The sequence below is a fragment of the Halorubrum sp. JWXQ-INN 858 genome, from assembly GCF_009806985.1.
Taxonomy (GTDB): Archaea; Halobacteriota; Halobacteria; order Halobacteriales; family Haloferacaceae; genus Halorubrum.
Genome location: NZ_WUAX01000004.1, coordinates 63,396 through 87,384, shown reverse-complemented (window position 1 = coordinate 87,384; position 23,989 = coordinate 63,396). Strand labels below are relative to the sequence as shown.

23 protein-coding genes and 2 tRNA genes are annotated in these 23,989 nt (G+C 69.2%); 13 read left to right on the top strand and 12 right to left on the bottom strand.

Annotation, left to right across the window (positions count from 1 at the left end; all coding sequences use genetic code 11):
• The 5 genes from GRS48_RS01270 to GRS48_RS01250 all read left to right on the top strand — a co-directional run bounded on the left by GRS48_RS01270 (position 1) and on the right by GRS48_RS01250 (position 2,822).
• Positions 1 to 669: a dienelactone hydrolase family protein gene (locus GRS48_RS01270; RefSeq protein ID WP_321168227.1), complete on the top strand. Its 669-nt coding sequence runs from the start codon at positions 1 to 3 to the stop codon at positions 667 to 669.
• 53 nt (positions 670 to 722) lie between these two features.
• Positions 723 to 793 (top strand) — tRNA-Pro (locus GRS48_RS01265).
• A gap of 275 nt (positions 794 to 1,068) precedes the next feature.
• Positions 1,069 to 1,142 (top strand) — tRNA-Phe (locus tag GRS48_RS01260).
• Positions 1,143 to 1,625: 483 nt separating this feature from the next.
• Positions 1,626 to 1,880, top strand: coding sequence for a hypothetical protein (locus tag GRS48_RS01255; RefSeq protein ID WP_159483125.1), 255 nt, complete (start codon positions 1,626 to 1,628; stop codon positions 1,878 to 1,880).
• A 357-nt stretch (positions 1,881 to 2,237) separates the two neighbouring features.
• Positions 2,238 to 2,822, top strand: a complete 585-nt coding sequence (locus tag GRS48_RS01250; protein ID WP_159483124.1) for a hypothetical protein — start codon at positions 2,238 to 2,240, stop codon at positions 2,820 to 2,822.
• A 202-nt stretch (positions 2,823 to 3,024) separates the two neighbouring features.
• On the opposite strand, the gene GRS48_RS01245 is transcribed toward GRS48_RS01250, so the two are convergent.
• The 4 genes from GRS48_RS01245 to GRS48_RS01230 all read right to left on the bottom strand — a co-directional run bounded on the left by GRS48_RS01245 (position 3,025) and on the right by GRS48_RS01230 (position 7,238).
• Positions 3,025 to 3,873 carry a plastocyanin/azurin family copper-binding protein gene (locus tag GRS48_RS01245; protein WP_159483123.1) on the bottom strand — a complete coding sequence of 283 codons (849 nt, stop codon included), beginning with the start codon at positions 3,871 to 3,873 and terminating at the stop codon, positions 3,025 to 3,027.
• A gap of 285 nt (positions 3,874 to 4,158) precedes the next feature.
• Entirely contained in the window at positions 4,159 to 4,884 is a 726-nt protein-coding gene (locus tag GRS48_RS01240; RefSeq protein ID WP_235027961.1) for an HU family DNA-binding protein, read from the bottom strand.
• Positions 4,885 to 5,054: 170 nt separating this feature from the next.
• Positions 5,055 to 5,396 carry a BsuPI-related putative proteinase inhibitor gene (locus GRS48_RS01235; RefSeq protein ID WP_159483122.1) on the bottom strand — a complete coding sequence of 114 codons (342 nt, stop codon included), beginning with the start codon at positions 5,394 to 5,396 and terminating at the stop codon, positions 5,055 to 5,057.
• A gap of 162 nt (positions 5,397 to 5,558) precedes the next feature.
• Positions 5,559 to 7,238, bottom strand: coding sequence for a S8 family serine peptidase (locus tag GRS48_RS01230; RefSeq protein WP_159483121.1), 1,680 nt, complete (start codon positions 7,236 to 7,238; stop codon positions 5,559 to 5,561).
• Positions 7,239 to 7,535: 297 nt separating this feature from the next.
• Here GRS48_RS01230 and GRS48_RS01225 point away from each other — a divergent pair, with 297 nt between their 5' ends.
• Positions 7,536 to 8,696, top strand: coding sequence for a C45 family peptidase (locus GRS48_RS01225; RefSeq protein ID WP_159483120.1), 1,161 nt, complete (start codon positions 7,536 to 7,538; stop codon positions 8,694 to 8,696).
• A 96-nt stretch (positions 8,697 to 8,792) separates the two neighbouring features.
• Here GRS48_RS01225 and GRS48_RS01220 read toward each other — a convergent pair whose 3' ends face one another.
• The 5 genes from GRS48_RS01220 to rio1 all read right to left on the bottom strand — a co-directional run bounded on the left by GRS48_RS01220 (position 8,793) and on the right by rio1 (position 15,389).
• The gene (locus GRS48_RS01220) at positions 8,793 to 10,052 is read right to left on the bottom strand and encodes a DNA primase (protein WP_159483119.1); all 1,260 of its coding nucleotides are present in this window, start codon (positions 10,050 to 10,052) and stop codon (positions 8,793 to 8,795) included.
• A gap of 155 nt (positions 10,053 to 10,207) precedes the next feature.
• Positions 10,208 to 11,518, bottom strand: a complete 1,311-nt coding sequence (locus GRS48_RS01215) for an amidohydrolase (protein ID WP_159483118.1) — start codon at positions 11,516 to 11,518, stop codon at positions 10,208 to 10,210.
• Positions 11,519 to 11,794: 276 nt separating this feature from the next.
• Complete coding sequence (gene thsA / locus GRS48_RS01210; protein ID WP_159483141.1) at positions 11,795 to 13,441, bottom strand: thermosome subunit alpha; 1,647 nt, start codon at positions 13,439 to 13,441, stop codon at positions 11,795 to 11,797.
• A gap of 324 nt (positions 13,442 to 13,765) precedes the next feature.
• On the bottom strand, positions 13,766 to 14,308 hold the full coding sequence (locus GRS48_RS01205) for a KH domain-containing protein (RefSeq protein WP_159483117.1): 543 nt from the start codon (positions 14,306 to 14,308) through the stop codon (positions 13,766 to 13,768).
• A 175-nt stretch (positions 14,309 to 14,483) separates the two neighbouring features.
• Complete coding sequence (gene rio1, locus GRS48_RS01200) at positions 14,484 to 15,389, bottom strand: serine/threonine-protein kinase Rio1 (RefSeq protein ID WP_159483116.1); 906 nt, start codon at positions 15,387 to 15,389, stop codon at positions 14,484 to 14,486.
• A 157-nt stretch (positions 15,390 to 15,546) separates the two neighbouring features.
• On the opposite strand from rio1, the gene GRS48_RS01195 reads away from it, so the two are divergent.
• On the top strand, positions 15,547 to 15,978 hold the full coding sequence (locus GRS48_RS01195) for an HIT family protein (protein ID WP_159483115.1): 432 nt from the start codon (positions 15,547 to 15,549) through the stop codon (positions 15,976 to 15,978).
• Positions 15,979 to 16,135: 157 nt separating this feature from the next.
• Positions 16,136 to 16,903, top strand: a complete 768-nt coding sequence (locus GRS48_RS01190) for a ParA family protein (RefSeq protein ID WP_159483114.1) — start codon at positions 16,136 to 16,138, stop codon at positions 16,901 to 16,903.
• 136 nt (positions 16,904 to 17,039) lie between these two features.
• On the opposite strand, the gene GRS48_RS01185 is transcribed toward GRS48_RS01190, so the two are convergent.
• Complete coding sequence (locus tag GRS48_RS01185) at positions 17,040 to 17,552, bottom strand: hypothetical protein (RefSeq protein WP_159483113.1); 513 nt, start codon at positions 17,550 to 17,552, stop codon at positions 17,040 to 17,042.
• A 161-nt stretch (positions 17,553 to 17,713) separates the two neighbouring features.
• Here GRS48_RS01185 and GRS48_RS01180 point away from each other — a divergent pair, with 161 nt between their 5' ends.
• Both GRS48_RS01180 and GRS48_RS01175 read left to right on the top strand, forming a co-directional pair.
• Positions 17,714 to 18,673, top strand: coding sequence for a transcription initiation factor IIB family protein (locus tag GRS48_RS01180; RefSeq protein WP_159483112.1), 960 nt, complete (start codon positions 17,714 to 17,716; stop codon positions 18,671 to 18,673).
• A 32-nt stretch (positions 18,674 to 18,705) separates the two neighbouring features.
• Positions 18,706 to 19,533, top strand: a complete 828-nt coding sequence (locus tag GRS48_RS01175; protein WP_200840188.1) for a creatininase family protein — start codon at positions 18,706 to 18,708, stop codon at positions 19,531 to 19,533.
• A 63-nt stretch (positions 19,534 to 19,596) separates the two neighbouring features.
• On the opposite strand, the gene GRS48_RS01170 is transcribed toward GRS48_RS01175, so the two are convergent.
• Positions 19,597 to 20,196: a histidine phosphatase family protein gene (locus GRS48_RS01170; RefSeq protein WP_200840187.1), complete on the bottom strand. Its 600-nt coding sequence runs from the start codon at positions 20,194 to 20,196 to the stop codon at positions 19,597 to 19,599.
• 158 nt (positions 20,197 to 20,354) lie between these two features.
• Here GRS48_RS01170 and GRS48_RS01165 point away from each other — a divergent pair, with 158 nt between their 5' ends.
• From GRS48_RS01165 to GRS48_RS01155, 3 genes are all read left to right on the top strand, one after another.
• Positions 20,355 to 21,149: a hypothetical protein gene (locus tag GRS48_RS01165; RefSeq protein ID WP_159483111.1), complete on the top strand. Its 795-nt coding sequence runs from the start codon at positions 20,355 to 20,357 to the stop codon at positions 21,147 to 21,149.
• Between the two features lie 105 nt (positions 21,150 to 21,254).
• Positions 21,255 to 21,713: a universal stress protein gene (locus tag GRS48_RS01160; RefSeq protein WP_159483110.1), complete on the top strand. Its 459-nt coding sequence runs from the start codon at positions 21,255 to 21,257 to the stop codon at positions 21,711 to 21,713.
• Positions 21,714 to 21,798: 85 nt separating this feature from the next.
• Positions 21,799 to 22,779, top strand: coding sequence for an ROK family protein (locus tag GRS48_RS01155; protein WP_159483109.1), 981 nt, complete (start codon positions 21,799 to 21,801; stop codon positions 22,777 to 22,779).
• Positions 22,780 to 22,860: 81 nt separating this feature from the next.
• On the opposite strand, the gene GRS48_RS01150 is transcribed toward GRS48_RS01155, so the two are convergent.
• Positions 22,861 to 23,862: a PrsW family intramembrane metalloprotease gene (locus GRS48_RS01150; RefSeq protein ID WP_159483108.1), complete on the bottom strand. Its 1,002-nt coding sequence runs from the start codon at positions 23,860 to 23,862 to the stop codon at positions 22,861 to 22,863.
• Positions 23,863 to 23,989: the final 127 nt, after the last annotated feature.

Below are 23,989 nucleotides of genomic sequence, written 5' to 3'. Positions count from 1 at the left end.
GTGGCGGGAGGACACACGGGGGACGACCCACACGGCGACCGGCCGCTTGTCACCGGCGGGACGCCGGTCGCGGACGCCGACGCGGCGGTCGTGCTCGTCCACGGGCGCGGCGCGACCGCCCGGAGCATCCTCGAGTTCGGCGCGACGGTCGCGCCGGACGGCGTCGCGCTGCTCGCGCCGTCGGCCGCGGGGAACACCTGGTATCCGAACTCGTTTCTCGCCCCGGTCGAGCGGAACGAGCCGGGCCGGACCTCCGGCCTGCGGGCGGTCGGAAACGCGGTCGCGACCGCGGCCGACGCCGGGATCGGCGCCGACCGCGTCCTCGTGACCGGGTTCTCGCAGGGGGCGTGTCTCGCCAGCGAGTTCGTCGCGCGGAACCCGACCCGATACGGCGGGCTCGCCGTCCTGAGCGGTGGGCTGATCGGCGAGTCGGTCGTCGTCGACGACTACCTCGCCGGCCGATCCGACGACGCTCTCGCGGGGACGCCGGCGTTCCTCGGGTGTAGCGACGTCGACCCGCACATCCCCGAACCGCGGGTTCACGAGACGGCGACGGTGTTGGAGGCGCTCGGCGGCGACGTCACGACTCGCATCTACGAGGGGATGGGTCACGGGATCAACGACGACGAGACCGAGCACGTGTCGGCGATGGTCGCTGCCCTCCTGTAGGGGCCACCGCCGAACGAAACGCTTTACCGCCTCATCCGGCTATGTATCGCTACGGGACCGTGGGTTAGTGGTATACTTCGGGCCTTGGGTGCCCGTGACCCCGGTTCGAATCCGGGCGGTCCCACTTTTGCGTCGCGAGCAACCCCGCGAGCGACGCAGCCGTGTGCCGGATTCGAAGCAGGGAGCGGAACGGTGGCGCGACTGGGGTTCGAATCCGGGCGGTCCCAGCTTCTGTGACGCGAACGTCGTCGTGAGCGTCGCCTGTGGTGTGCGGTTCCGCGCCTGAAAAGGACACTACGTCGTCGAACGACGGCAGCGGCGGTGACTTCGAGCCCTCGCCGATCCGCCTGCCGCCTTTCGAAATCCTTTTGTCCCGATTCGGCCTTGGTCGAAACGCGAGCCGCCTTAGCTCAGACTGGGAGAGCACTCGACTGAAGATCGAGCTGTCCCCCGTTCAAATCGGGGAGGCGGCATCCTTTTGTATGCGACCGTGATCGGAGGGTTTTGACTGAAGCTCGAGCTGTCCCCCGTTCCCGCGAGCGGAGCGAGCGGGGGCTCGGAAGACGAGCGTAGCGATGTCTTCCGGTGTTCAAATCGGGGAGGCGGCATCCTTTTGAATGCGACCGTGATCGGAGGGTTTTGACTGAAGATCGAGCTGTCCCCCGTTCCCGCGAGCGGTAAGACGACCTGAAGCGATCGCCCGTCGGTCGGACGACCGGCCGCGCATCGGTAAGATCCCGGTCGTATTCGACAGCTGATCGGTACCTTTGCTAATTGAACGGCAGTATCGTAGATTCTTTGGAAATCAACTTAAAAAACACAGAACGGTTCCTTCACTGAGAGACTCACAGCTGGACACTCGCTGTCGATGGAAAGGTCGAATTAAAAGCGAAGCGCAGCGGGTCGTGGGAGTTCACTGCGTATAACAATACGCGGACGAACCCAACGGGCTGTTGATGGAAAAGCAAAACGAGAACGACGGAGCCAAAGGGATCGAAGAGGAACCGGGCGTCGACCCGATAATCCTAGCGGCGATCGCATCCGTAGCGCTGTCGTGGTATCAGTTCTACGTGCGTGGAAACAAAAAGTACGGCTTGTTCGTCGGTCTGTGGCCACCGACGCTGTTGGCGTTCTCGAGCGCGCTCCGGATCAACGAGATCAGCCGAAAACTCGACATCGAGGAGCCGAGTCTGCTCGACCGCTTGATGTGAACTCCCCCACCCTACTGTTCGCCTGATTGCTCGCGCTTGCGAGTGGGGCTCCCTGCTTCCACGGCGCGCTTTTGCAGATCCGAGCGTATCCACCGGAGCGCAGTCTCCAGAGGCTTGACGAGACGCCTGACGTCCCGTTCGCACGCGACAGCTTGCTCTCGTGAACGCTGTGGCCTTCCTCACTCGCTCGCTTCGGCCGTTCTTGAGGACGGGCCGTAGCTCCCCGATCCGGGAAACGGTCCGATGGCACGCACGCACCGATCGCCGAATCTCTCGCGGATAAGACAGGGTTACCGACGCGCGTGCTGTGGCAGGCGGATTCAGTGGGGCATAACAATACCCGACTGTGGTCAACGTGTGGCTGATGAGAGATCAGACCATGGGCGCATCGACATCCGGATCACGGTCCCCGGTGACGCAGCTATACTCGAACGCAACCAGACGCAGCAACACCCAGTTACAATGAAACACTCGTCACTCAACGACCAACCCGGTGAGAGCAAGTCCAGTACGGAGGAACAGATAACGAAACTCATCGCCGATGCTCTCTCGTCGAACGACAAGGTCATCGAGATCAGGCCTGCGAAACAGTGGAACGGGATGGGACTGAAAGGACTCCTGCTGTTGGGAGCGGGCGTGATCGCCCTCGCCTACTTGGTCCAGAACTCCAAGAAGCCGGGCGACCTTCTCGGGAGCGTAAAGGAGAAGACGGCCGACCGGATCCACGAGGCCGCAGAGGCCATCGAAGAGGGGAGCGAGGCCGCCTCCGAACGGATCGAGGCGGGCTCAGAGCGGGCCGGCGAGGCGGTCCACGAGGCTGGTGAGGCGGTCCAAGAAGCCGGCGAGGAGGCAGCAGAGCGCACGGAGGAGGCGGGCGAGTCGGTCGAGGAGACCGGCGAGGAGGTGGCAAACGAGACCGACGGCGGTTCCTCGGAGAGGTAATCCCTCCGCGACGCCGGAACGGTTCCCAACCAGTTTCGCTACCGTCAGTCAGTTCGTTACGCCGAACAAGACCCTTATACGTCCCATCCGCTTCGGGCGAGCCGCTTCGAAAGTAGCGACCGCCGACCGAAACGATCCGTTCGTATCGTTCGAATCGGAGAGTCGGCGTTCCTCTGAGCGCCGTGTCTCCGCGGGTCAGACGCTACTCGCCGTTGCCGTCCGCTTCATCGTCGCCGTCCGCTTCATCCTCGTCGTCCGCTTCATCCTCGTCGTCGGTTCCGGGCTCCTGGTACGACTCGAGATCCTCCCATTCGACGCGTCCGTGCTCGACGATCGCCTCCGGCTCCAGGTTCGGGTCGGTGAGCACTTCTCGTGCGAGCCCGACCGGACCGGCGCGCGGCGGCGGCAGTTCGCCCGGGTCGGACGTCTCGAAGGCCGTCTCGGTTTCCTCCCCGACGACGACCCGCATCACCATTCCGAACCCCTCGTGCGGTGCGCATTCGAGGTCATACACTCCGGGCGTCTCGAACGCGTACAGCCACGACGACGGTCTGGGACCGTCCCCCTCGCCGCCGTCGTTCTCGCCGTTCCCGTCGTCGTTCTCGCCGTTGCCGTCACCGCCGTTGCCGTGCTCCGCTGGCGGCATATCGATGTCGTCCGGTAACGAGCGGGGATCCCATCCCATGATCGGCGAGGAGAACGGCTGGACTCCGGGCGGGACCCGGCGCTGCATCCCGAACGCAGGGTGATACGACGTGACGTTGTGGTCCGGCGTTTCGAAGACGAACCGGATCACGTCGCCGGGTTCGATCCGCAGCCCGGTCGGCTGATAGATGAAGTCGGCGGGTCGCTGCGGGTTCGTGGACTCCCTGATAAGCGTTCGAACGGTGAACACGGTGCCCGTCGTCGAGTCGTCGTCGCCGTTCGTCACGTCGGGCCCGTCCTCCGTTGGATACGTGTCGTGCTCGTCCGCCGCGGCAACCCCGCCGAACGCCCCGACTGCCGCCCCTGCACCGAGGATCTTCATCACGTCGCGTCTGTACGGTCTCACTGTCGCTAGGTTCGATCGGTTGTCAGTCATCGGCGCTACCGCTTCGACAGCACGTCTCATTGTAACTCGGTTCGTATCTCGGGTAATTAGGGACGGTCGGAGGACACGCTCCCAGTACCGTTTACCGGAGGACGATCCGTCCCTCGAACGGGACGAACCCGTCCCGGTACGGGTGGCTTACGCTCCGCCGGCCGGGATCGGGGTGCCAATGATGCCGGCGTGTTTCGTACCCGTCGCGTACACGCGCGGACTGTCGACCCGTGAGCTCGGACCGCGGGACACGGGTCAATTCACGCTCTTCGACAGCTCGGCGCCCGCCTTGAATCGGACGTCGTTTCTCCCCGCGACCTGGACCTCCTTGCCGGTCTGTGGGTTCCGTCCCGTCCGTGCCGACCGTTTCGAGACGCTGAACGAGCCGAAGCCGATCAACGACACCGTGTCACCTCTCACCAACGCGGCGGCGACCGCGCGGGTGAAGCCATCAAGCGCGCGCTTCGCGTCCGCCTTCGAGAGCCGAGTCCGCCGGGCGAGCAGCGCCGCGTCGACCGTCACGTCGGCCGTCTGCGCGTTTGGTCCGCCCGCCCGCCCGACCCGGCGCGTGTCTCCTTTCCCCGGGATCGGATCGAGCGCTGCGACGAACTCGTCCGCGGGCGCGAACAGGACCGGCCCCTCCGAGACGGCGTCGCCGCGCCGCTGGGAACCGTTGCTCCGCCCCGTCCGCGCCGCGCGCTTCGAGACGCTGAACGAGCCGAACCCGATCAGCGACACCCGATCACCCTTCACGAGCGAGTCGACCGTCGCCGCAACCATCCCGTCCAGGGCCCGTTTGGCGTCCGCCTTCGACAGCCCTGCGCTCGACGCCATCGCCTCGACGAGCTCCGCTTTCTTCATCGCGGCGACCTGTCCCGTCCCCCCGACGAGCGCCGTTCCGAGGAGCGCCGAGAGTGCCGCCCCCTTCCGGAGCGCCGTTCGACGAGAGATACCGCTCGTGTGTGTGGGTGTTGGTTCCATGACTGTCCGAGTCCTGGAAGCTCCCGGTTATGATAAACTTTCCCGTGGTCCGTTCGACGGTACGCATCCTCGGCCGGTTCCCGGGGCCGCTTCGAAGCCGGTACCGCCACGGTCCGCTCCGGCCCACGGTTGCTTCGGGTAGGGTCGGCGATCGGTCCGCCCCTCCCGGCCTACGACACGGGAACCGTGAACTCCCGAACGTCGACGGCGGTCGCGTTCGTCGCCTCCAGAGCCCCCCTCGCGGTGTACTCCCCGGGCTTCGGGTCCTCCCAGACGGCCTCGAGGGTCAGCCGCTCGTCGGGGTCGAGCGTCACCGTCTTGAGCGCCTGCGTGAACAGCTTCCCGTCGCTCCAACGCCAGACGGCGTCGCCGGCCGCGCTCACCGTGACGTCGGCGACCTGGCCGCTCCGGAATCGTAGGTCGGTCGGCTCCGCGCCCGTGTTCGTAACCGTGAACGTACACGCAACGCGACCGTCGGCGACGTCGACGTCGAGGGTTCCATCGAGCCTCATGATCCGTCCATTGGTCGCTCGTGGGGTTGAGTTCTCCGCCCGCCGGCGGACGCCCCGGGACGACACGGACGACGCGAACGACACGCGAGAGACGGATGACGCGAACGACACGCGCGAGATAGACGGCGCGAACGACACGCACGAGACGGACGACGCGAACGATCACGCATATTCGGTGAACGTGACGGCGTACGGTCCGGAGCCCCGGTACGCGAGGACGGTCGCCAGGAGGGGGGTCGACGGGTCGGGCTCGTCGACGGCGACGTGTTCCTGGCTGTCGAGCGTCACCGAGCGATGCGTACTGTCATCGGGGAACGGACAGCGCTCGGTCCCGGTGTTCACGTAGAGGTCGAAATCGGTTCGGGACGGCCCATCCAGATCGACGAGGACCCGACACGGCGACTCGGACACGGTGTCGTACCGCCAGCACGACGTGTCCCTCTCCTCGAGGAACCCCTCCCCGAGCCCTTGGTTGACGATCGCACAGCCGACGCCGTCTTCGGGCGGCGTCGTGACGGCCCGTCCGGCGTCGACCCGTCCGACGCCCTGCTGTTCGCGCGGAAGCCCGACGTCGACCGCCGTGTCCCGGAGGTGTGTCCGGAGCCGTTCGACAGAGAGGTCGTACTCGGTGAGAGTGAGGGCGGCGATCCCGGCCACGAGGGGGGCCGCCATGGAGGTCCCCGACTGTTCGGCGTAAGAGCCGCTGACGGTCGGCACCGTCGAGAGGACGTTCGATCCGGGGGCGGCGACGTCGACGCGATCCCCGAAGCTGGAGTACCACGCCAGGTTCGCGGTCTCGTCGAGCGCGGACACCGCGAACACCTCCGGGTAGGCGGCGGGATACTCGACCCCCGGTCGCCCCTCGTTGCCGGCGGTGGCGACGAGGAACGAACCGGAGTGATACGCGAACGAGACCGCGTTCTGCAGCGTTCTACTCGGTTCGATCCCGCCCAGCGAGAGGTTGATGACGTCGGCCCCGCGGGCGGCGGCCCACGCGATCCCGTCCGCGATGTCGGCGGTCATCCCCAGGCCGCTGCTGTCGAGGACCCGACCCGCCAGCAGCGTGCTGTTCGACGTTCCCGCGATCCCGACGCCGTTGTCGAGCCCGGCCGCAGCGATCCCCGCGACGTGTGTCCCGTGGTGGTCGATCTCGGGATCTGGAGGGGCGGGATCCGGCCCGCCGGTCACGAAGTCGAACCCCGGATCGTCGGTGAACGCGTCGACGAGGTCCTCGTGGTCGTACTCGACGCCGGAGTCGAGGATCGCGACCGTGACGTCACGGCTCCCGAGGGTGACGTCCCACGCGTCGGGCGCGTTCACCATCGCCGGCGCGTACTGGTCCTCGAACCCGGGATCGTCCGGTACGTACGCCGCGTGCAGGGTATGGTTCCGCTCGGCGTACTTCACCACCGGGACCTCGATCACCTCGTCGAGGAAGGCCGCGACCGCGCCGGGCGGCGCGTCCGCGTCGAACGCGACGGTCGCGTAGTGGATCTCCCCGTTCTCGTGGACGACCGTGGCGGCCTCCGGCAGCGCGCCCGCTATCGCTTCCCCCGGGCTCTCGTCGGTCGCCGACACGCCGACGAGGACTTCTCGCCGTCTCGAACGGTCGTGTTCGCCGTCCCCGCGTTCGGGTCCCGCTTCGGCCCGTTCCCCGTCCGCCACCGTCGCGGACCCGTTGGCCACGCCGATGGCGGCGAGCACGCCGCCCGCCCCGATCACCCGAAGCGCCTGTCGCCTGTTGACCGTCGTGGTCGGCGACTCGGCCGTCGTGGTCGACGATCGGGCCGTCGCGCCCGCGCCCTTCGATCCCTCCGCCGACACGATCTGTGGGTTGGTCATGACACACCTCGGATCGTTTTTATGTCCGATTGTAATGGGGGTCGTATCGCGACCGCGTCGCGAACATCCCGTCCGTACCGGTCGCTAACCAGTCGCTTCCGACGGGCGGTTCCGTTCCCGACCCGTCATCGCGACGGTTTCCACGTCGTCGTCGACACCGACGACGGGGCTTGAGCCGACACCGCCGACACCGCCGACACCGCCGCCGACACCGTCGCCGACACCGCCGTCGACCCTCGAACCGGCAGAACCGTGGTTCGACCGACGGCTTAAGTCGCATGCGTGCGATCGACATGCATGACTACGTTTGACGTCATCGAGCTGTCGGGGTCGCCGCGGGAACGCGGCGTAGCCCACGGCGAGGCGCTCGCCGACGAGATCGCCGCGAACGTGGAGACGTACCTGACGCGGTTCGCCCACGAGGGCGTCGCCGCCGACACCGCTCGCGAGCAGGCGGACGAGTTCGTCCCGCTGATCGAGTCCGTCAACGAGGCGTACGCCGCCGAGATGCGCGGCGTCGCCGAGGGGAGCGGTCTCCCCCTCACCGACGTCGCGCTGTTGAACGTCCGCTACGAGGTGATCTACACCGCCTGGAAGGAACGCACCGAACGGCGGGCCGCGGGCGAGGCGAGCGTCGCCGATGCGGGCGTCGACGGCTGCACGAGCTTCGGGGTGCTCCCGTCGGCGAGCGCGGACGGGCGGACGTACGTCGGACAGAACTGGGACTGGCTGGCCCCGATCGCGGAGACGATCGTGCTCGCGCGCGTCCGCCGGCCGGACGCCCCGGATCACCTGGTCTTCACGGAGGCGGGCATCGTCGGGGGCAAGGCCGGCGTCAACGAGCACGGGATCGGGATGGGGATCAACGGCCTCACGTCGCCCCGCGACGGCGCGAACCCGTTCCGAAAACCGATCCACGTTCGGTGTCGTGAGGTGATGGACGCCGAGCGGCTCGACGAGGCGATGGCACCCATCGTCGAGACGCACCGCCCCGCCTCGGCGAACTTCATGCTCGGTTCGGCCGACGGGGTCGGTCAGGGCGGGAGCCGCGCGGGCGGCGGCGAGGTGATCGACCTCGAAACCGCCCCCGAACGATTCGCACACCTCAACCCGACAAACGGGATCCTCACCCACTCGAACCACTTCGTCGACGACGGGATCGAGAGCCTCACCGAGGGGCGTGGGCCGAGCACGATGTACCGTGCCGCCCGGCTCCGCCGGCACCTCACGGCCGAGCGCGACGACGGCGGCGTCACCGTCGCCGGGATCCAGGCGGGCCTTCGCGACCACTTCGGCCGCCCGTCCAGCGTCTGCAGCCACGTCGACGAGAGCCTGCCCGAGGAGGAGTACGGGCAGACCAACGCGAGCCTCGTCATCGACCTCGACGGTCGACGGATCCACGCCGTCCGCGGCCCGCCCTGTGGCGGCGAGTACGAGACGTACGAGCTGGCGGCCTGACCGTAGTCGCGAATCGACTCAAGAGAGTCGCCCGTTCAAAAGAATCGCCCGTTCAGAAGAATCGCCCGTTCAGAAGAGTCGTCTGCTCGCGCCGTCCTAGGGCGGCCCCTGTCCCGGAGCGCTCCCCGAGTTGCCGGGCGCACTGGATCCGTCGTCAGCGTCTTCCCCGTCGTCCGAACGGGTTTCGTCACCGTCCTCGTCGCTGCCGTTGTCGGCATCGTCGCTGCCGTTGTCGGCATCGTCGCTGCCGTTGTCGGCATCATCGCTGCCGTTGTCGGCATCATCGCTGCCGTTGTCGGCATCATCGCTCGCGTCGCTCGGGCCGCCGGCGTGGCTGGGCGGTCCCTGTCGGTCGTCGCCTCCAGCGTGGCTGGGCGGCCCCTGCCGATCGTCGTTTCCGGCGTTTCCGGGTCGGTCGGTCGCGTTCGCGGGCGTTTCGCTCGGGCCCCCGGCGTGGTCCGGCGCGTTACCCGGGTTGTTGCTCGTCACGAACTCGGAGACGGCCCCGCCGATGCCGCCGGAGCCGGCGGTTCGGTCGCTCAGGCTCGCGATGAACGCGCGGACCTGCTGGCCGAACGGCACCCGTTCGTCCGCGTCGTCGGCTTCGTCGTCGACCGCGTCCACGGCGGTCAACGTCGCGGTCGTGGTCGCCGTCTCGTTCCCGGAGGCCGCGGTCACGTCGACCGTGACGTTCGTCTCGGCGGCGGGGAGGTGGACGGTCCCGTTCGCATCCGTCACGTACTCGCCCGCGCCGACGTACGTGACGTTTCCATCAGTCGCGTCCGTCTCGTCCGTCTCGTTCGTCTTGTTCGTCTCGCCCGTCTCGTCCGTCTCGTTCGTCTCGTTCGTCTCGTCCGTCTCGTTCGTCTCGGTGGTGTTCGTCCCGTTCCCGTTCCACTCCTCGGCGATCGCGACGGTCACCGTGGCGTTCTCGACGGCGGTGTCGTTCGCGGTGACGGTCACCGTCGGCTCGGCGTCGGTGTCGCTCACCTCGACGGCGAGGCCGGAGTCCTCGGAGGTCGTTCCCTCGAGATCGACCTCGACGGTCGAGGTCTCGTCTCCGTGCGTCGCGGTCACGTCGACCGTGACGTTCGTCTCGGCGGCGGGGAGATGGACGGTCCCGTTCGCGTCCGTCTCGTACTCGCCCGTGCCGACGTACGTGGCGTTCTCGTCGTTCGGCTCGACCGTGACCGTGGCGTTCTCGACGGCGGTGTCGTTCGCGGTGACGGTCACCGTCGGTTCGGCGTCGGTGTCGCTCACCTCGACCGTGAGGTCACCGTCGGCCGCCGCCACCCCGGCGACGGCCCCGATCGCGACGACCGCTATCAACAGCAGGTGTAGGATACGTGTACTCATCGTTACGGATGGACTCCGGAGCGGACACCACGTAAAAAGGGAACTCCGTTAAGCCGGATTCGTCCCGGTTTGTGGTCGGTTTGTGGCCGGTTCGGTGCCGGTTTGTAGTCGATTGGGGTCGCCTCGGACCGCGGCTTCGGTCCGTTCGCTCGCGGTCACTCCGCGGCTTCCGCGCGCGCGACCAGGTCGCGTGCGGCGGCCGCGGCCCGCGTTTGGACCGCGTCGGCGTCCAGCGTCAGCACCTCGCGGTCGCGCATGAGGACCCGGCCGTCACAGACCGTGTGGCGCACGTCGCTCCCGTGGGCCGCGTACACGAGGTGGGAAACGACGTCGTGGACGGGCGTCAGGTGCGGCGCGTCGAGGTCGACGACCGCGAGGTCGGCGGCGGCTCCCGGCTCGATGCGACCGCCCGGGAGGCCGATCGCGTCCGCGCCCGCGGCGGTCGCCATCTCCAGGACGGCCTCCGCGGGCACCGCGGCCGCATCGTTCGCGGCGAGCTTCCCGACCATCGCGGCGTCTCGCATCTCGTCGAACAGGTCGAGGTCGTTGTTCGAGGCGGCCCCGTCCGTGCCGAGCGCGACCGTGACGCCCGCGTCGTGGAGCCGTTGGACCGGGGCCATCCCGCTCGCGAGCTTCATGTTCGAGGCCGGACAGTGGACGATCGCCGTCCCCGTCTCCGCGAGCCGATCGATCTCGGTCCCGTCGAGGTGGACCCCGTGGGCGAAGAAGTTCCCCTCGCCGAGCGCGCCGAGCCCCTCCGCGTACTCGATCGGGCGCTGGTCGCGCTCCTCGACGATCGGGCCGACCTCGTCGACCGTCTCGTTCGCGTGGAGGTGAACCGGGACCCCCGCCTCGGCGGCGAGCTCGATCCCTTCCCGGAGGTACGGCTCGTCAACCGTCGTCAGCGAGTGGGGCATGAACGCGGTCCGGACCCGGCCGTCGGCCGCGCCGTCGAGGTCGGCCGCGACCGCGACGCTCTCTTCGACATCGGCGCGCGCCGCATCCGCGTCCTTGCCGACGGTCACCGCGCCGTGGCCCAGCCGGGCACGGGTGCCGGCGCGGTCGACGACGTCGGCGACCCGGTCCATCGAGAAGTACATGTCCGCGAACGCGGTGGTCCCCGACCGGATCATCTCGAGGACGCCGAGTTCGGCCCCCGCCTCGATGTCGTCGGGGGTGAGCTCGGCCTCCGTCGGCCAGATGTCCTCGCGGAGCCACGCGCCGAGCGGCTTGTCGTCCGCGTAGCCGCGCAACAGCGTCATCGAGGCGTGGGTGTGGGCGTTGACGAGCCCGGGGATCACCACGCAGCCCTCGGCGTCGAGCGTCTCCGTCGCGTCCGCCGCGCCGTCGAGGTCGGTCCCGACCTCGAGTATCGTGCCCGCGTTCCGGTCGACGAGCAGGTCCGCTTCCGCGACGGTCGCGTCGGGTCGAACCACCCGTCCGCCGGTGATACACAGCGTGTCCATACGCGACGCTGACCCGCCGCCCACCTAACGGCTTCCGTTCGTCGCCGCGGAGGCGTCGCTTTCGGGTTGGATCGGATCGTGTCGGATCAGATCGGGCCGGATCGTGTCGGATCGCTGGAGCAGTGTGAAAAAATCGGCACGCGTTCGGGTTGGCCCGTTACGCGGCGGTCGGTCGTCGGTTCGGCGTCGAACGGTTCGACGGTGAACGGTTCGGTGTCGAACGGTTCGACGGTGTATCCGCGGTCGGCTGGATGGTAGGTGTGTCCTGGCCGGCGCTTACATCGCACCGCCCATGCCACCCATGCCGCCCATGCCGCCCATGCCACCGCCGCCCGGCGGCATCTCGTCGTCGCCGCCGTCGTCGGAGCCGCCGCCCTTGAGGTCGCCGGCCGCGATGACGTCGTCGATGCGGAGGATCATGACGGCCGCCTCGGTGGCGGACTCGATGGCCTGCGTCTTGACGCGGAGCGGCTCGACGACGCCCTCGGCCTCCATGTCGATCACGTCGCCCGTGTAGGCGTCGAGACCGGCACCGAACTCGCCGGCGTCGTGCCGGGAGCGGAGGTCCACGAGGGAGTCGATGGGGTCGAGCCCGGCGTTCTCGGCGAGGGTGCGCGGGATGACTTCCAGCGCGTCGGCGAACGCCTCGACCGCGAGCTGCTCGCGGCCGCCGACGGAGTCGGCGAAGTCGCGGAGCTGGAGGGCGAGTTCCGTCTCGGGCGCGCCGCCGCCGGGCAGCACCTGCCCGTCGAGCAGCGTGGTCCGGACGACGCCGAGCGAGTCCTCGATGGCGCGCTCGACCTCGTCGACGACGTGTTCGGTGCCGCCGCGGAGGATGAGCGTGACGGACTTGGCTTCCTCGACGTCCTCGACGAAGATGCGCTCGTCGCCGCCGACGTCCTTCTGGCCGACGGAGCCGGCGAAGCCGAGGTCGTCGGCCTCGATGTCGTCGAGGTTGGAGACGACGCGGCCGCCCGTCGCGCGGGCGAGCCGTTTGAGGTCGCCGGACTTCGTGCGGCGGACCGCCAGGATGCCCTCCTGGGCGAGGTAGTGCTGGGCCATGTCGTCGATGCCGTCGCCGACGAAGACCACGTCAGCGCCGACGTCGACGAGCTGGTCGACCATCTCGCGGAGCTGCTTCTCCTCCTGGTCGAGGAACTGCTGGAGCTGGTCGGGGTCGGTGACGTTGACCTCGGCGTCGATCTCCGTCTCCTTCACTTCGATGGCGCCGTCGAACAGCGCGACGTTCGCGTCCTCGACCGCGTAGGGCATGTTCTCGTCGACGCGCTCCTTGTCGACGATGACGCCCTCGACGAGCTCGGACTCGTCGATGGAGCCGCCGACGACCTTCTCGACGGAGACGTTCTCCGTGTCGATGTCGTCGTCGTCAGCGACGGCGATGACCGCGTCGACGACGAGCTCGGCCAGCAGGTCCTTCGCGTTCTCCGCGCCCTTACCGGTCATCGCCGTGGCGGCGATCTGCACGAGCGTGTCGCGGTCGTCGGCCGAGACGTCGATCGCCTCGTCCTCGAGGATCTCCTTGGCCTTCTCGGCGGCCTGACGGTACCCCTGCGCGAGCGTGGTTGCGTGGATGTCCTGGTCGAGGAGCTCTTCGGCCTGGTCGAGGAGCTCGCCGGCGACGACGACGGCGGACGTGGTCCCGTCACCGACCTCGTCCTCCTGCGTCTCGCTGACCTCGACGATCATGTTCGCCGCAGGGTGGTCGATGTCCATCTCCTTCAGGATGGTGACGCCGTCGTTCGTGACGACGACGGACCCGCCCGAATCGACGAGCATCTTGTCCATCCCTTTGGGGCCGAGCGTGGTGCGGACGGACTCCGCGACCGCCTTGCCGGCCGTGATGTTCATGTTCTGGGCGTCCTTTCCTGAGGTCCGCTGCGACTCCTCGGAGAGTACTATCATGGGCTGATTGCCCATCCGCTGTCGCTGTGCCATAGACAACCATCGATTGTTTGTGATTCTATATAAATCTTTTGTTGACTGTATGCGAAAACGCGACACGGGGGGTCCTCGAGCAGTGGTGTGTGGACTTACCACATGCGGGTTTATATACACGAGCGGCTCCCCGAACGGGACCACGACCCCACGGAGAAACACACGAGTCTCCAGCCGGAAGTACGGATTCGAAACCGGATACCGGGCTCCAGAACCGAAATCACGGGTGCGTGCTTGGCGTCGGCGCGCCTCGCGGAAGGCGGTGCCGTGGTCCGTTCCCGTCGATCGGCGCTACTGGGGAGCGTTGAAGTCGATGTCGTCGTTCAGCTCGTTCGACTTCCGTTCGAGGTACGAGTAGACGGCCCCGTGGGGCGCGCCGTCGAGCAGCATCCCGATCGCTCGACGAACCACCTGGAGCTCCTCGGGATCGCCGACGGCCCCGACGGTGGAACCGTAAACGACGACGTTCGCGCCGGACAGCTCCTCGATGAGCTCCCGGGTGCGGCCGTTCTCCCCGATGATCCGACCCTTCTTCCGCTGGAGGTCGTTGTCGTTGCGGGTGTGTTCCGAGAGGTCGATCAAGTCGAACGTCCGGAGGTCGTGGTCGAGGATCGACAGCGCCGTTTCGGGGGTGAACCCCCGGCCGATCGCCTTGATCACGTCGGGCGCGACCATCGTGGCGACGGGATCGCCCGCGTCCTCGATGGTGACGCTCCCGCTCTCGGAGTCGACGTCGAGCCGCACGTTCGCCCGCGATTCGATCTCCCGCATCGTCTCGCCACCGGCACCGATAACGACACCGATCCGGTCCTGCGGAACCGTCACGTGTTGCATGTACCCGGTTACCCGTCGGAGCCTTTTAAACGTGTTCCGCCGAGGACGGGTGTGTCGGGGTGTAACGGGCGTGTACGCGTCGATACCGTGTCTCGACGAGCCGATCCCGGTCGGGAGGCGGTTGGCTCCACGTTCCCCGACCGGGACGACAAGCTCCCCACTCTCGACGGGGCACCTACTCGTTCGAATCCGGCTCGGGCTCGGTGACGTACGCGCGGAGGTCGTCGCCGTCGACGTCGAGACCCTCTCGGCTGAAGAAGCTCGCCACGTTCTCACAGTCGCGGTCGAGGAACTCGCCGGCGTTCGGGTGGTGGACGGTGACCGCCTGTCCGAGGTCGATGACGACGAGTTCGCCGTCGTAGACGATCATGTTGTACTCCGAGAGGTCGCCGTGGATCAGTCCCGCCCGGAAGAGCCGGCGCATGTACTCACGGACGACCTCGTAGGCGGTCTCCGGGTTCTCCACGGTCACCTCGGAGAGCCGCCGGGCGCGGTCGTCGGCGTGGCCGACGAGCTCCATGACGAGCACGTTCCGCTGGACCGCGATCGGCTCCGGCACCCGGACGCCGGCCCTGCGGGCGCGCTTCAGGTTCGCGAACTCCTTGCGCGTCCACGCCAGCACGACCGCCTTCTTGTCGTTCGCGATCCCCTCGAAGCGCGGGTCGCCCTCCAGGTAGTCGCGCATCTGCCGGAAGTTCGAGGAGTTGATCCGGTACACCTTCACCGCGACCTCCCGGCCGTACTCGTCGGCGGCCGCCGCCGACCCCGGCTCGGGTCGCTCGCCGGCCTCCCCCCCGAACGCCTCGAAGACGTTCGCCTCCTTCCCGGTCGAGATCGGCCCTCCGAAGGCGTCGACGTAGCCGTCCTGGACGAGCTTGTAGATCGCCGCAAGCGTCGCGTCGTCGAACACCGACTCCTGGAGCTTGAACTGCTCGGTGTCTTTCACCCGCTCGCGGAACTCGCTGAACTCCCGGTCCTGTTTGCGGGCGATCCGGTCGGCCTCGGTGTCGGAGACGTCCAGCGTCTCCCACTCGTCGCCCGGGGCGTCCTCGGGCTCGAGCAGTACGAACTCCTCGCTCATTCGTTCGGAGGTTCGCCGTCGCGACGTATAAGGTGGCGGGTCCGGACGGTCCTGCGGTGCGAGCGCTGCCGTTTCAGCACTTGTGTGCTCATATCGCCGGGCAGGGATACGATGCGGGCGGGAAACCTTCATACGCCGCGCGGCCGACCGCTCGCGTATGACCGACGACTGCGTGTTCTGTTCGATCGTCGCCGGCGACATCCCGGTCCGAACCGTCCACGAGACCGCCGATGTCCTCGCGTTCCTCGACGCCAACCCGCTCGCGCGCGGGCACACGCTCGTGATCCCGAAATCGCACGCCGAACACGTCGGCGACCTCGACGCCGCCGACGCGAGCGCGATGTTCGACGCGGTGGCGTCGCTGACGCCGCGCCTCCAGGCGGTCGTCGACGCCGACGCCGCGAACGTCGGGATCAACGACGGCGAGGCGGCCGGTCAGGAGGTGCCGCACGTCCACGTCCACGTCATCCCCCGGTTCGAGGGCGACGGCGGCGCGCCGATACACGCCGTCGGCGGGGAGCGCCCCGACCTCTCCGACGACGACCTCGACGCGCTCGCCGACGAGATCGCTGCCGCAGTCGCCGGGTAACGCTCCCGTCCGCCGCCATCTGCCGCCATGGCTCGCGGACACCACCTGCCCTCGCCGCTCGCGGCCACCACCTGCCTCACCGCTCGCCGTCACCACCTGCCTCACCGCTCGCCGTCCTCCACAGGGTTTAAACGGGAAACCACGGGAAGCGACGGGTATGGACACGAACGCGAAGACGGTCGCGCTCGTCGGGGCGACCGGCGGCGCGGGGACGACGCGGACGGCGATCGAGCTGGCGACGATGGCGATGCGGGACGGCCGCGACGTGGCCGTGATCGACGCCGCGTTCGGGACGCAGGGACTCTCCGAGTACGTGGACGGCCGGATCGGGACGGACCTCACCGCGCTTCTCACCGACCGGACGGACGCGTCGCTGACGGCGGCGACGTACTCGCTCGCGATCGACCGCGCGGTCGACTCCCCGGCGCGCGCGGACTTGGTCCCGGCCCGGGGTCCGTTCGAGCGGGTCGCCCGGGCGAAGACCGCGGAGGCGGCCCGGGAGCTCGAGGAGCGGATCCGAGAGGCCGCACGCGGCTACGACGCCGTCGTCCTCGACGTCTCCCCGGTCGCGTCGAACGAGGCGGTCGCGGCGGTCACGACCGCCGACCGGATCGTCGGCGTCCATCCGGCGAGCGAGCACGGTCGGGACGCGCTCCAGCGGCTCCGTGGACGGGTCGCCGACGTGGGCGCTGACGTCGCCGCGACGCTCGCCGTCGAGACCCGCCCCGACGCGGCCGGGGACGCCGCGAGCGAGGACGCGGACGTCACCCTCCCGCCCACCGACCCCGCGGTCGCGAACGCTCCCGTCACGGCGGCGGGAACCGACGCCTACGCCCGCGCGGTCGCCGACGCGTACGCGGAGCTGTTCGGTGCGTCCGTCGACGTCACGTTCGAGGAGGACGGGCTGCTCGGACGGCTCCGATAGGCGAGCAAGGGATTCGGAAGGGAGCGGATTCGGAAGGAAGCGGATTCGGAATGGAGCGGGTTCGAAAGGAAGGGGTTCGGAAAGAAGCGGATTCGGAAAGAAACGGATTCGGAAGGCAGGCGGTCCCTGTGGTGGCTTAGCGGGCGTCGAGCGCCCCCTCGCCTAGCGCACCGTCCTCGCCGGCGTCGCCGCCGAGCGGGGCGGTGCCCGACACGTTCGCGCCGACCGCCTCGGCGACCGCCGGGATCGGGTCGTGGGTCTCGACGTACGTCGCGAGCGCGAAGTCGGCGTCGTCGCCGCCGACCAGCCCGACCGCCTCGGTCCGAGCGATCCGTCCGTCCAGCCAGTCCCGGACGATCCCGCGCCGGGTCGGGGCCAGCGGGCAGACCCCGGACACGCCGCTTCGATGCAGCGTCTTCGCGGCCGTCATCGGCGTCACGCCCGCCTCGTCGGCGGCGTCGCCGACGCTCCGGCCGGCCGTGTACGCGTCGACCAGCGTCGCGGTCGCGGCCGCCGTACACGGCAGCTCGTCGGCGTGGTCCCGGAGCCGCTCGGCGAGCGGCGTCCCCGTGTCGTCAGCGACGGCGACGCCCCGGTCCCGCTGCTGTGCGGTCACCTCGATGCCCGCCGCGATCTCCGACAGCGTCATGCGACTACTGTTCGGCACGGTCACTTAAAATCCAGGGACGGCGTCGGGATGCGTCCGCGATCACCTACCGGTTACCGGTAGGTTCGTCGCCGCCGAATCCGCCGATCGACCCCCGATCCTCCCGGGTTTAAGTAAGGGTTCGGGCCCGAGGATCATACGTGATGAGTGAGGCACGCACGACTCGCGTTCGGTCGCACGGCTCCGAAACCGCCCGCCCCGCCGAAACCGCAGAGGCCTGTCCCGAGTGCGGTGGCCGGACCCGGGTCGAGAGCGCGGAGCGGGTGTGTGCGGCGTGCGGGCTCGTCGTCGAGGCCGACCGCATCGACCACGGGCCCGAGTGGCGCTCGTTCAGCGACGACGACACGAACCCGGAGCGGACCGGTGCGCCGCTCACGCGCTCGCGACACGACCGCGGCCTCTCGACGGAGATCGGTCGCTCGACCCGAGTGAAGGGGCGGAAACGCCGCCGGCTCGCACGCATGCGGACCCAGCACAACCGCGCACGGATCTCCACGAAACGCGACCGGAACAAGGTGTACGCGTACACCGAGATCCGTCGGCTCACGGGCGTTCTGGAACTGCCGGACAGCATCCGCGACACGGCGTGTACCCTGTTCGACTCCGCACAGGACGAGAGCCTGCTTCGGGGGCGCTCGCTGGAGGGGTTCGCAGCGGCCTGCGTCTACGTCGCCTGCCGCACCGCCGACGTCCCGCGGACGGTCGAGGAGATCTGTGCCGAGGCGAAGGCGACCGAGAACGAACACGCCGCCGCCTTCGACGCGATGAACCGCGAGCTCGGCCTCCCGATCGGGCCGGCCGCTCCCGCCGAGTACCTCCCGCGGTTCGCCTCGGCCGTGAACTGTCCGCCGCGCGTCGAGCGTCGCGCCCGGGAGCTCGCCGACCGCGCCGTCGCGGAGGGGATCGCCAACGGGCGCAACCCGGCGGGCGTCGCCGCCGCCTGCCTGTACACCGCGGCGCGAGAACTCGACGCCGACTGCACGCAGCAGGCGGCCGCGGACGCGGCGGACGTCACCACGGTCACCGTCCGGCGGACGTATGTCGACCTGACCGACGCCGACGACTTGACCGACGCTGACGACTTGACCGACGCCGACGACTGAACGGTTTTCCCCTCGCGCCTCGAAGCGAGCGCATGGACCGCGAGGAGACGGCCGCCGCGCCGCTCGGCGACGCGGGGGGCCTCGACACGTATCGGCTCGATCGGATGACGTGGCGCGACGTCGACCGGGCGACGGGGTCGACGTCGACGCTGCTCGTCCCCGTCGGCGCGACCGAACAGCACGGCCACCACCTGCCGCTCGGCGTCGACACGCTGATGCCCGAGGCGATCGCGGAGCGGATCGCCGAGCGGGTGCCCGCGCTCGTCGCCCCGTCGATCCCGTACGGCGTCAGCTCCCACCACACGTTCAAGCCGGGGACGTTCACGGTCGGTAGCGAGACGTTCCGGTCGTACGTCCGCGACGTCGCCGCGAGCGCCGCCGATTGGGGGATCGAGTCGGTGCTCCTCCTCAACGGCCACTACCTCGCGCAGGACCCCGAGCTCGAGGTGGTCGTCCGGGACCTCCGGATCGACCACGACCTCGACGCCTTCCACGTGCCGCTCGTGAACGTCTTCTCGGACGCGGCCGCGCGGGTTCGCGACTCGACGACGACGTTTCACGCCTCGGAGTTCGAGACGAGTCTCATGCTGGCGCTGTATCCCGACCTCGTGCGGATGGACGAGGCGGAGGCCGTCGAGCCGCCCGCAGATTCGCTGCCGCTGACGGCGTACGACGCGCTCGGCGACAACCGCGTCGGCTGGGCGCTCTCGGCCGACGACATGGCCGCGTTGACGCACACGGGGAACCTCGGCGACCCGACGACCGCCACCCGCGAGAAGGGGGAGGCGCTCGCCGCGGAGGCGGTCGACAACGTCGTCGAACTCGTCCGCGCGCTGGAGGCCGGCGAGCGGAACCGGTGACGGGCGTCGCGACGTGAACGGTGGGCTCGCTCCGGGGGGCGGGCTCCGACGAGAGCGATCCGGTCAGTCGAGAAACCCGGTTCCGTTCTCGCTCACGACCCGACCGTCCTCGCCGATCCCGGTGACCGAGCAGTTGTCGGCGTCGATCTCGGTGAGGCTCTCCACGACGTCCCTCCCGGTCCGCTCGCCGACGAGCAGCCGGATCGGGTTGACGTGGGTGACCGCGACGACCGTGCCGGGACGTGCCGCGAGGTCGGCGGCGGCCGCCCGGACGCGGCGGCGAACGTCGAGCCAGCTCTCGCCGCTCTCGGGCGTGTACGCGGCGGCGTCCGCGCCGTTCTCCAACAAGTCAAGCTCGGGGAACCGCTCGAAGAACGTCCCCGAGGGGAGCCCCTGATACACGCCGAAGTCGCGCTCGCGGAGCCGTCGGTCCGTCTCGACGGTGGCCCCGACGGCGTCGGCGATCGCGTCCGCGGTCTCCGTCGCCCGAGTCAGGTCGGAGCTCACGACCGCGTCGACGTCGTACGCGTCCGCGAGATGGGTGGCGACCCGCTCGGCCTCCCGCCGTCCCGTTTCGGCGAGGGCGACGGGGGCCCACCCCTGGATCCGGCCCCCCGCGTTCCACTCGGTCTCCCCGTGACGTACCAGCAGGATCGTGCTCACGAGCCCCCTTCGACCGGGAGGTCAATACGGGTTGTGGCGGGTGCGACCGATCTCGGCTGTGGCGTGGGCGACCGACACCGATCGTGCCGGCGACGACCCAGTACGGGTCGTGCCGGCGGCGACAGGCTATTGATCCTCGGCGCGGTAGCGACACTCGAATGTGTGACGACCCCGTAGGGGCCGGGACGCGAGCGTCGCTGTCGGCGGTCGCGACCCGGCTCCGGGCGGCCAGACGCGAGGCCCTCGACGCGGCGGCCGTCGCGGAGACCGAGTGGGAGTACGCCGGGCGGACGTGGTCGTGGCCGGCCGGGGAGGAGCTGACGTACTTCCGGGAGCTCGCGCCGACCGAGGAGGCGGTCCTCGACGATGCGGCCGCCGACCACGGGCTCGAGGTCGTCGGCGTCGGTACCGGCCGTGTCGCCGTCACGCTGCCCGGTCCCGGAACGTCCTCGCCGTCTCCACCGTCTCCGCCGTCGTCGCCATCGGGGTCATCGTCGCCCTCGAGGTCGTCGTCGCCGGAATCACCGACGGAGCCGCCCCCGCTGATCGCGAAACTCGCGCGGTACGGTCCCTCCGCGGAGATGGGTGACGGCCGCCCACAGAACCGGCGTGAGCGACGGCTCTGGGAGGCCGTCGCCGACCACCCGTTCCTGCCGGTGGTCGCCGCCGCCGACGCGGGCGATTGGGTCGTCATGCCGCGCGCGACCGTCCCGCCGCCGGACGACGAGCAAGCAGACGCGTTCCGTCGGGTCCGCGAGGCGCTCGCACCCCACCGGGAACGGTTCCACTTCGACGAGCTGAAACCCGAGAACGTCGGGGTCCACGACGGCCGGTACTGGGTCGTCGACTACGGGCGCCCCCCGGGCGATCCGCTGTTCGTCGACCCGCCGCCGACGAACGGTCGCGATCGTCTCGACCGTCCTGACCGTCGAGATCGTTCCGACCGTTCCTGACCGGCCTCGGCGCGCGTCTCGCCGGTCGAACGAACGGTGTGAAAATTAATTCAGGATTGAGTAAAGAATGAGCAAGCTTATCCGCGACGGGCGCGAAAGGGGTGTATGAGCATCGAAACGATCCTCTTAGCGGTCGGAACCGAAGACGAGAACCGGACCGCACAACTGGCCGAGGAGGCGATCAACGTCGCCGAGCCGACCGGCGCGACGGTCGTGCTGGCGCACGTCTTCTCCGACGACGAGTTCGGGGCGGTCCGCGACCGGCTCGGCGTCGATCCCGAAAGCGAGGAGTCGACCCCCGACGCGGTCGCGAAGCGGCACACGACGACTCGCGACATCTCGAAGGCCCTGTCGGCGGCGGGCGTCGACCACACGATCCGCGGTGCCGTCGGCGACCACGCCGACGAGATCGTCGACCTCGCGGCGGCGGAGTCGGCCGACCGCGTGCTCGTCGGCGGTCGGAGCCGGTCGCCGACCGGGAAGGCCGTGTTCGGCAGCGTCGCACAGGACGTGATCCTGTCGTCGCCGTCCCCGGTCACGTTCGTCCGCGAACACACGGCCTGACGTGGCTCGCGGCTCTTCGACGAACGACACCGCCGGATCGCGCGAAGCGTCCCGTTTAAGTGACGCCGGGCCGGCGATACACCCGATGTACTACGTGGGCGTCGACCTCGGTGCGACGAACGTCCGCGCGGTCGTCGGGGACGAAACCGCGACCGTGCTCGGAGCTGACGCGCGCGGTACGCCCCGCGGCCCGAACGGGATCGCGGTCACGGAGGCGGTGTTGAGCGTCGTCCGCGGGGCCTGTACGGACGCCGGCGTCGACCCCCGGGACGTCGTCGCCGCCGGGATCGGATCGATCGGTCCGCTCGACCTCGCGGCCGGCGTCGTGCAGGGACCGGCGAACCTCCCGGACGTCGTCGAGCGCATCCCGCTCACCGGCCCCGTCTCACAGCTGCTCGACACCGACGAGGTGTACCTCCACAACGACACCAACGCCGGCGTGATCGGCGAGCGCTTTCACGCCGAGAGCAACCCCGACGACATGGTGTACCTCACCATCTCCTCGGGGATCGGCGCGGGCGTCGCCGTCGACGGGAGCGTCCTCTCGGGGTGGGACGGTAACGCCGGCGAGGTCGGCCACATGACGATCGACCCGAACGGCTTCATGACCTGCGGCTGCGGCCACGACGGCCACTGGGAGGCGTACTGCTCGGGCAACAACATCCCGAAGTACGCTCGCGAGCTCCACGCCGAGGACCCGATCGACACGTCGCTGCCGATCGCGGACCCCGACTTCTCCGCCGTCGACGTGTTCGCCGCCGCCGGCGAGGACACGTTCGCGGACCACGTGATCGCCCAGGTCGCCCACTGGAACGCGATGGGGATCGCGAACGTCATCCACGCGTACGCCCCGCTCGTCGTCTCGCTCGGCGGCGCGGTCGCGCTCAACAACCCCGAACGAGTGCTCGACCCCGTCCGCGAGAAGCTCGCCGACATGGTGTTCATCAACGTCCCCGAGATCCGCCTGACCGCCCTCGGCGACGAGGTCGTCGTCAAGGGCGCGCTGGCGAGCGCGCTCACCGGCGGTACGGGCGATCGCTCCCGGGTCGACGGGTACGTCGACTGATTCCCCCGCCAGCGCTCCCCCCACCGACAGCATTCCGTCCGCCGACAGCGCTACACCCGCCGATAGCACCCCGCCAGCCGGTCACTCGAACTCCGTGAGCTCGGGCTCCGTGTCGGCGTCGGCGTGGGACTCGAGGTACGCGTCGCGGTAGCGCCACACCTTCCGCAACAGCAGGTAGCCGAAGAACCCCTGGAAGCCGATGACGAACACGAACAGTGCTGGCACCTGCGGGATCCCGGTAACCCCCGCGATCACGCTCGTCGCGGGGCCGACGAGGCTGTTGTACAGCGCGTGGATGACGGCGGCGATCAGCAGCCCCTTGACGACGATGGGGCCGCGGTTCTCGGGGTTGAACTTCGCGAGCCCGAGGTAGTAGCCGGCGAACGCGGAGTAGATCACGTGTCCCGGGCCGGCGAGAGCCCGGAACGCCGCGATCCCGTCGCCGGCACCGAGCGCGGCGACGCCGAACTGCAGCTCCTCGAGGTCGACGTTGCCCGCGATGTAGACGAAGTTCTCGATGACGACGAAGCCGAGCCCGGCGATCGCGCCGTACACCGCGCCGTCGATGACGGCGTCGAACCGGTCGTCGGTGTACGCGTACAGCCGGACCGCGAGCAGCTTCACGGTCTCCTCGACGGGGCCGACGATCACGAAGAAAAAGAGGACGAGCCCGAGGTAGCCGAGCGGGTCGAAGACGGGCCGCGCGACGCTGTTGAGCACGGCGGCGAACGTCGCCGTGAGGATCGACAGCAGGAACGTCGCCACGAGCAGCGAGAGCGGCTCCCCCGTCGTCACGTCCGAGACGTACACGTACGCGGCGAGCCCGAGCGCGGGGATCGCCGACAGCGCGACGAGGCCGGCGACGACGGGCTCGAAGACGAGCCCCAGCCCGAACGACGCCACGATCGCCAGGAGGATGACGAACGCGACGGTCACCAGGAGGACCTTCGCCGACCGCGTGAGGAGCCAGTACAGCGCGACGGCGAGCCCGTCGAGGGAAGTCCGCTCCTCCCACGTGGCGACGTCGTAGAGGTCACGGTCCCCGTCCGAGGCGGTCTCGATCGGGTCCGACGGCGATGTCATGTCGTCGGCTTCGGCCGGGACCGTCTAAGTCCTTGCCGCTGCGGGCCGCCGTGACGGTCGCGGGTCGCCGCCCGTCGCCGGAGTTGCCGTCCGTCACCCGGAGTCGCCAGCATTGAAGCCGCCGCGC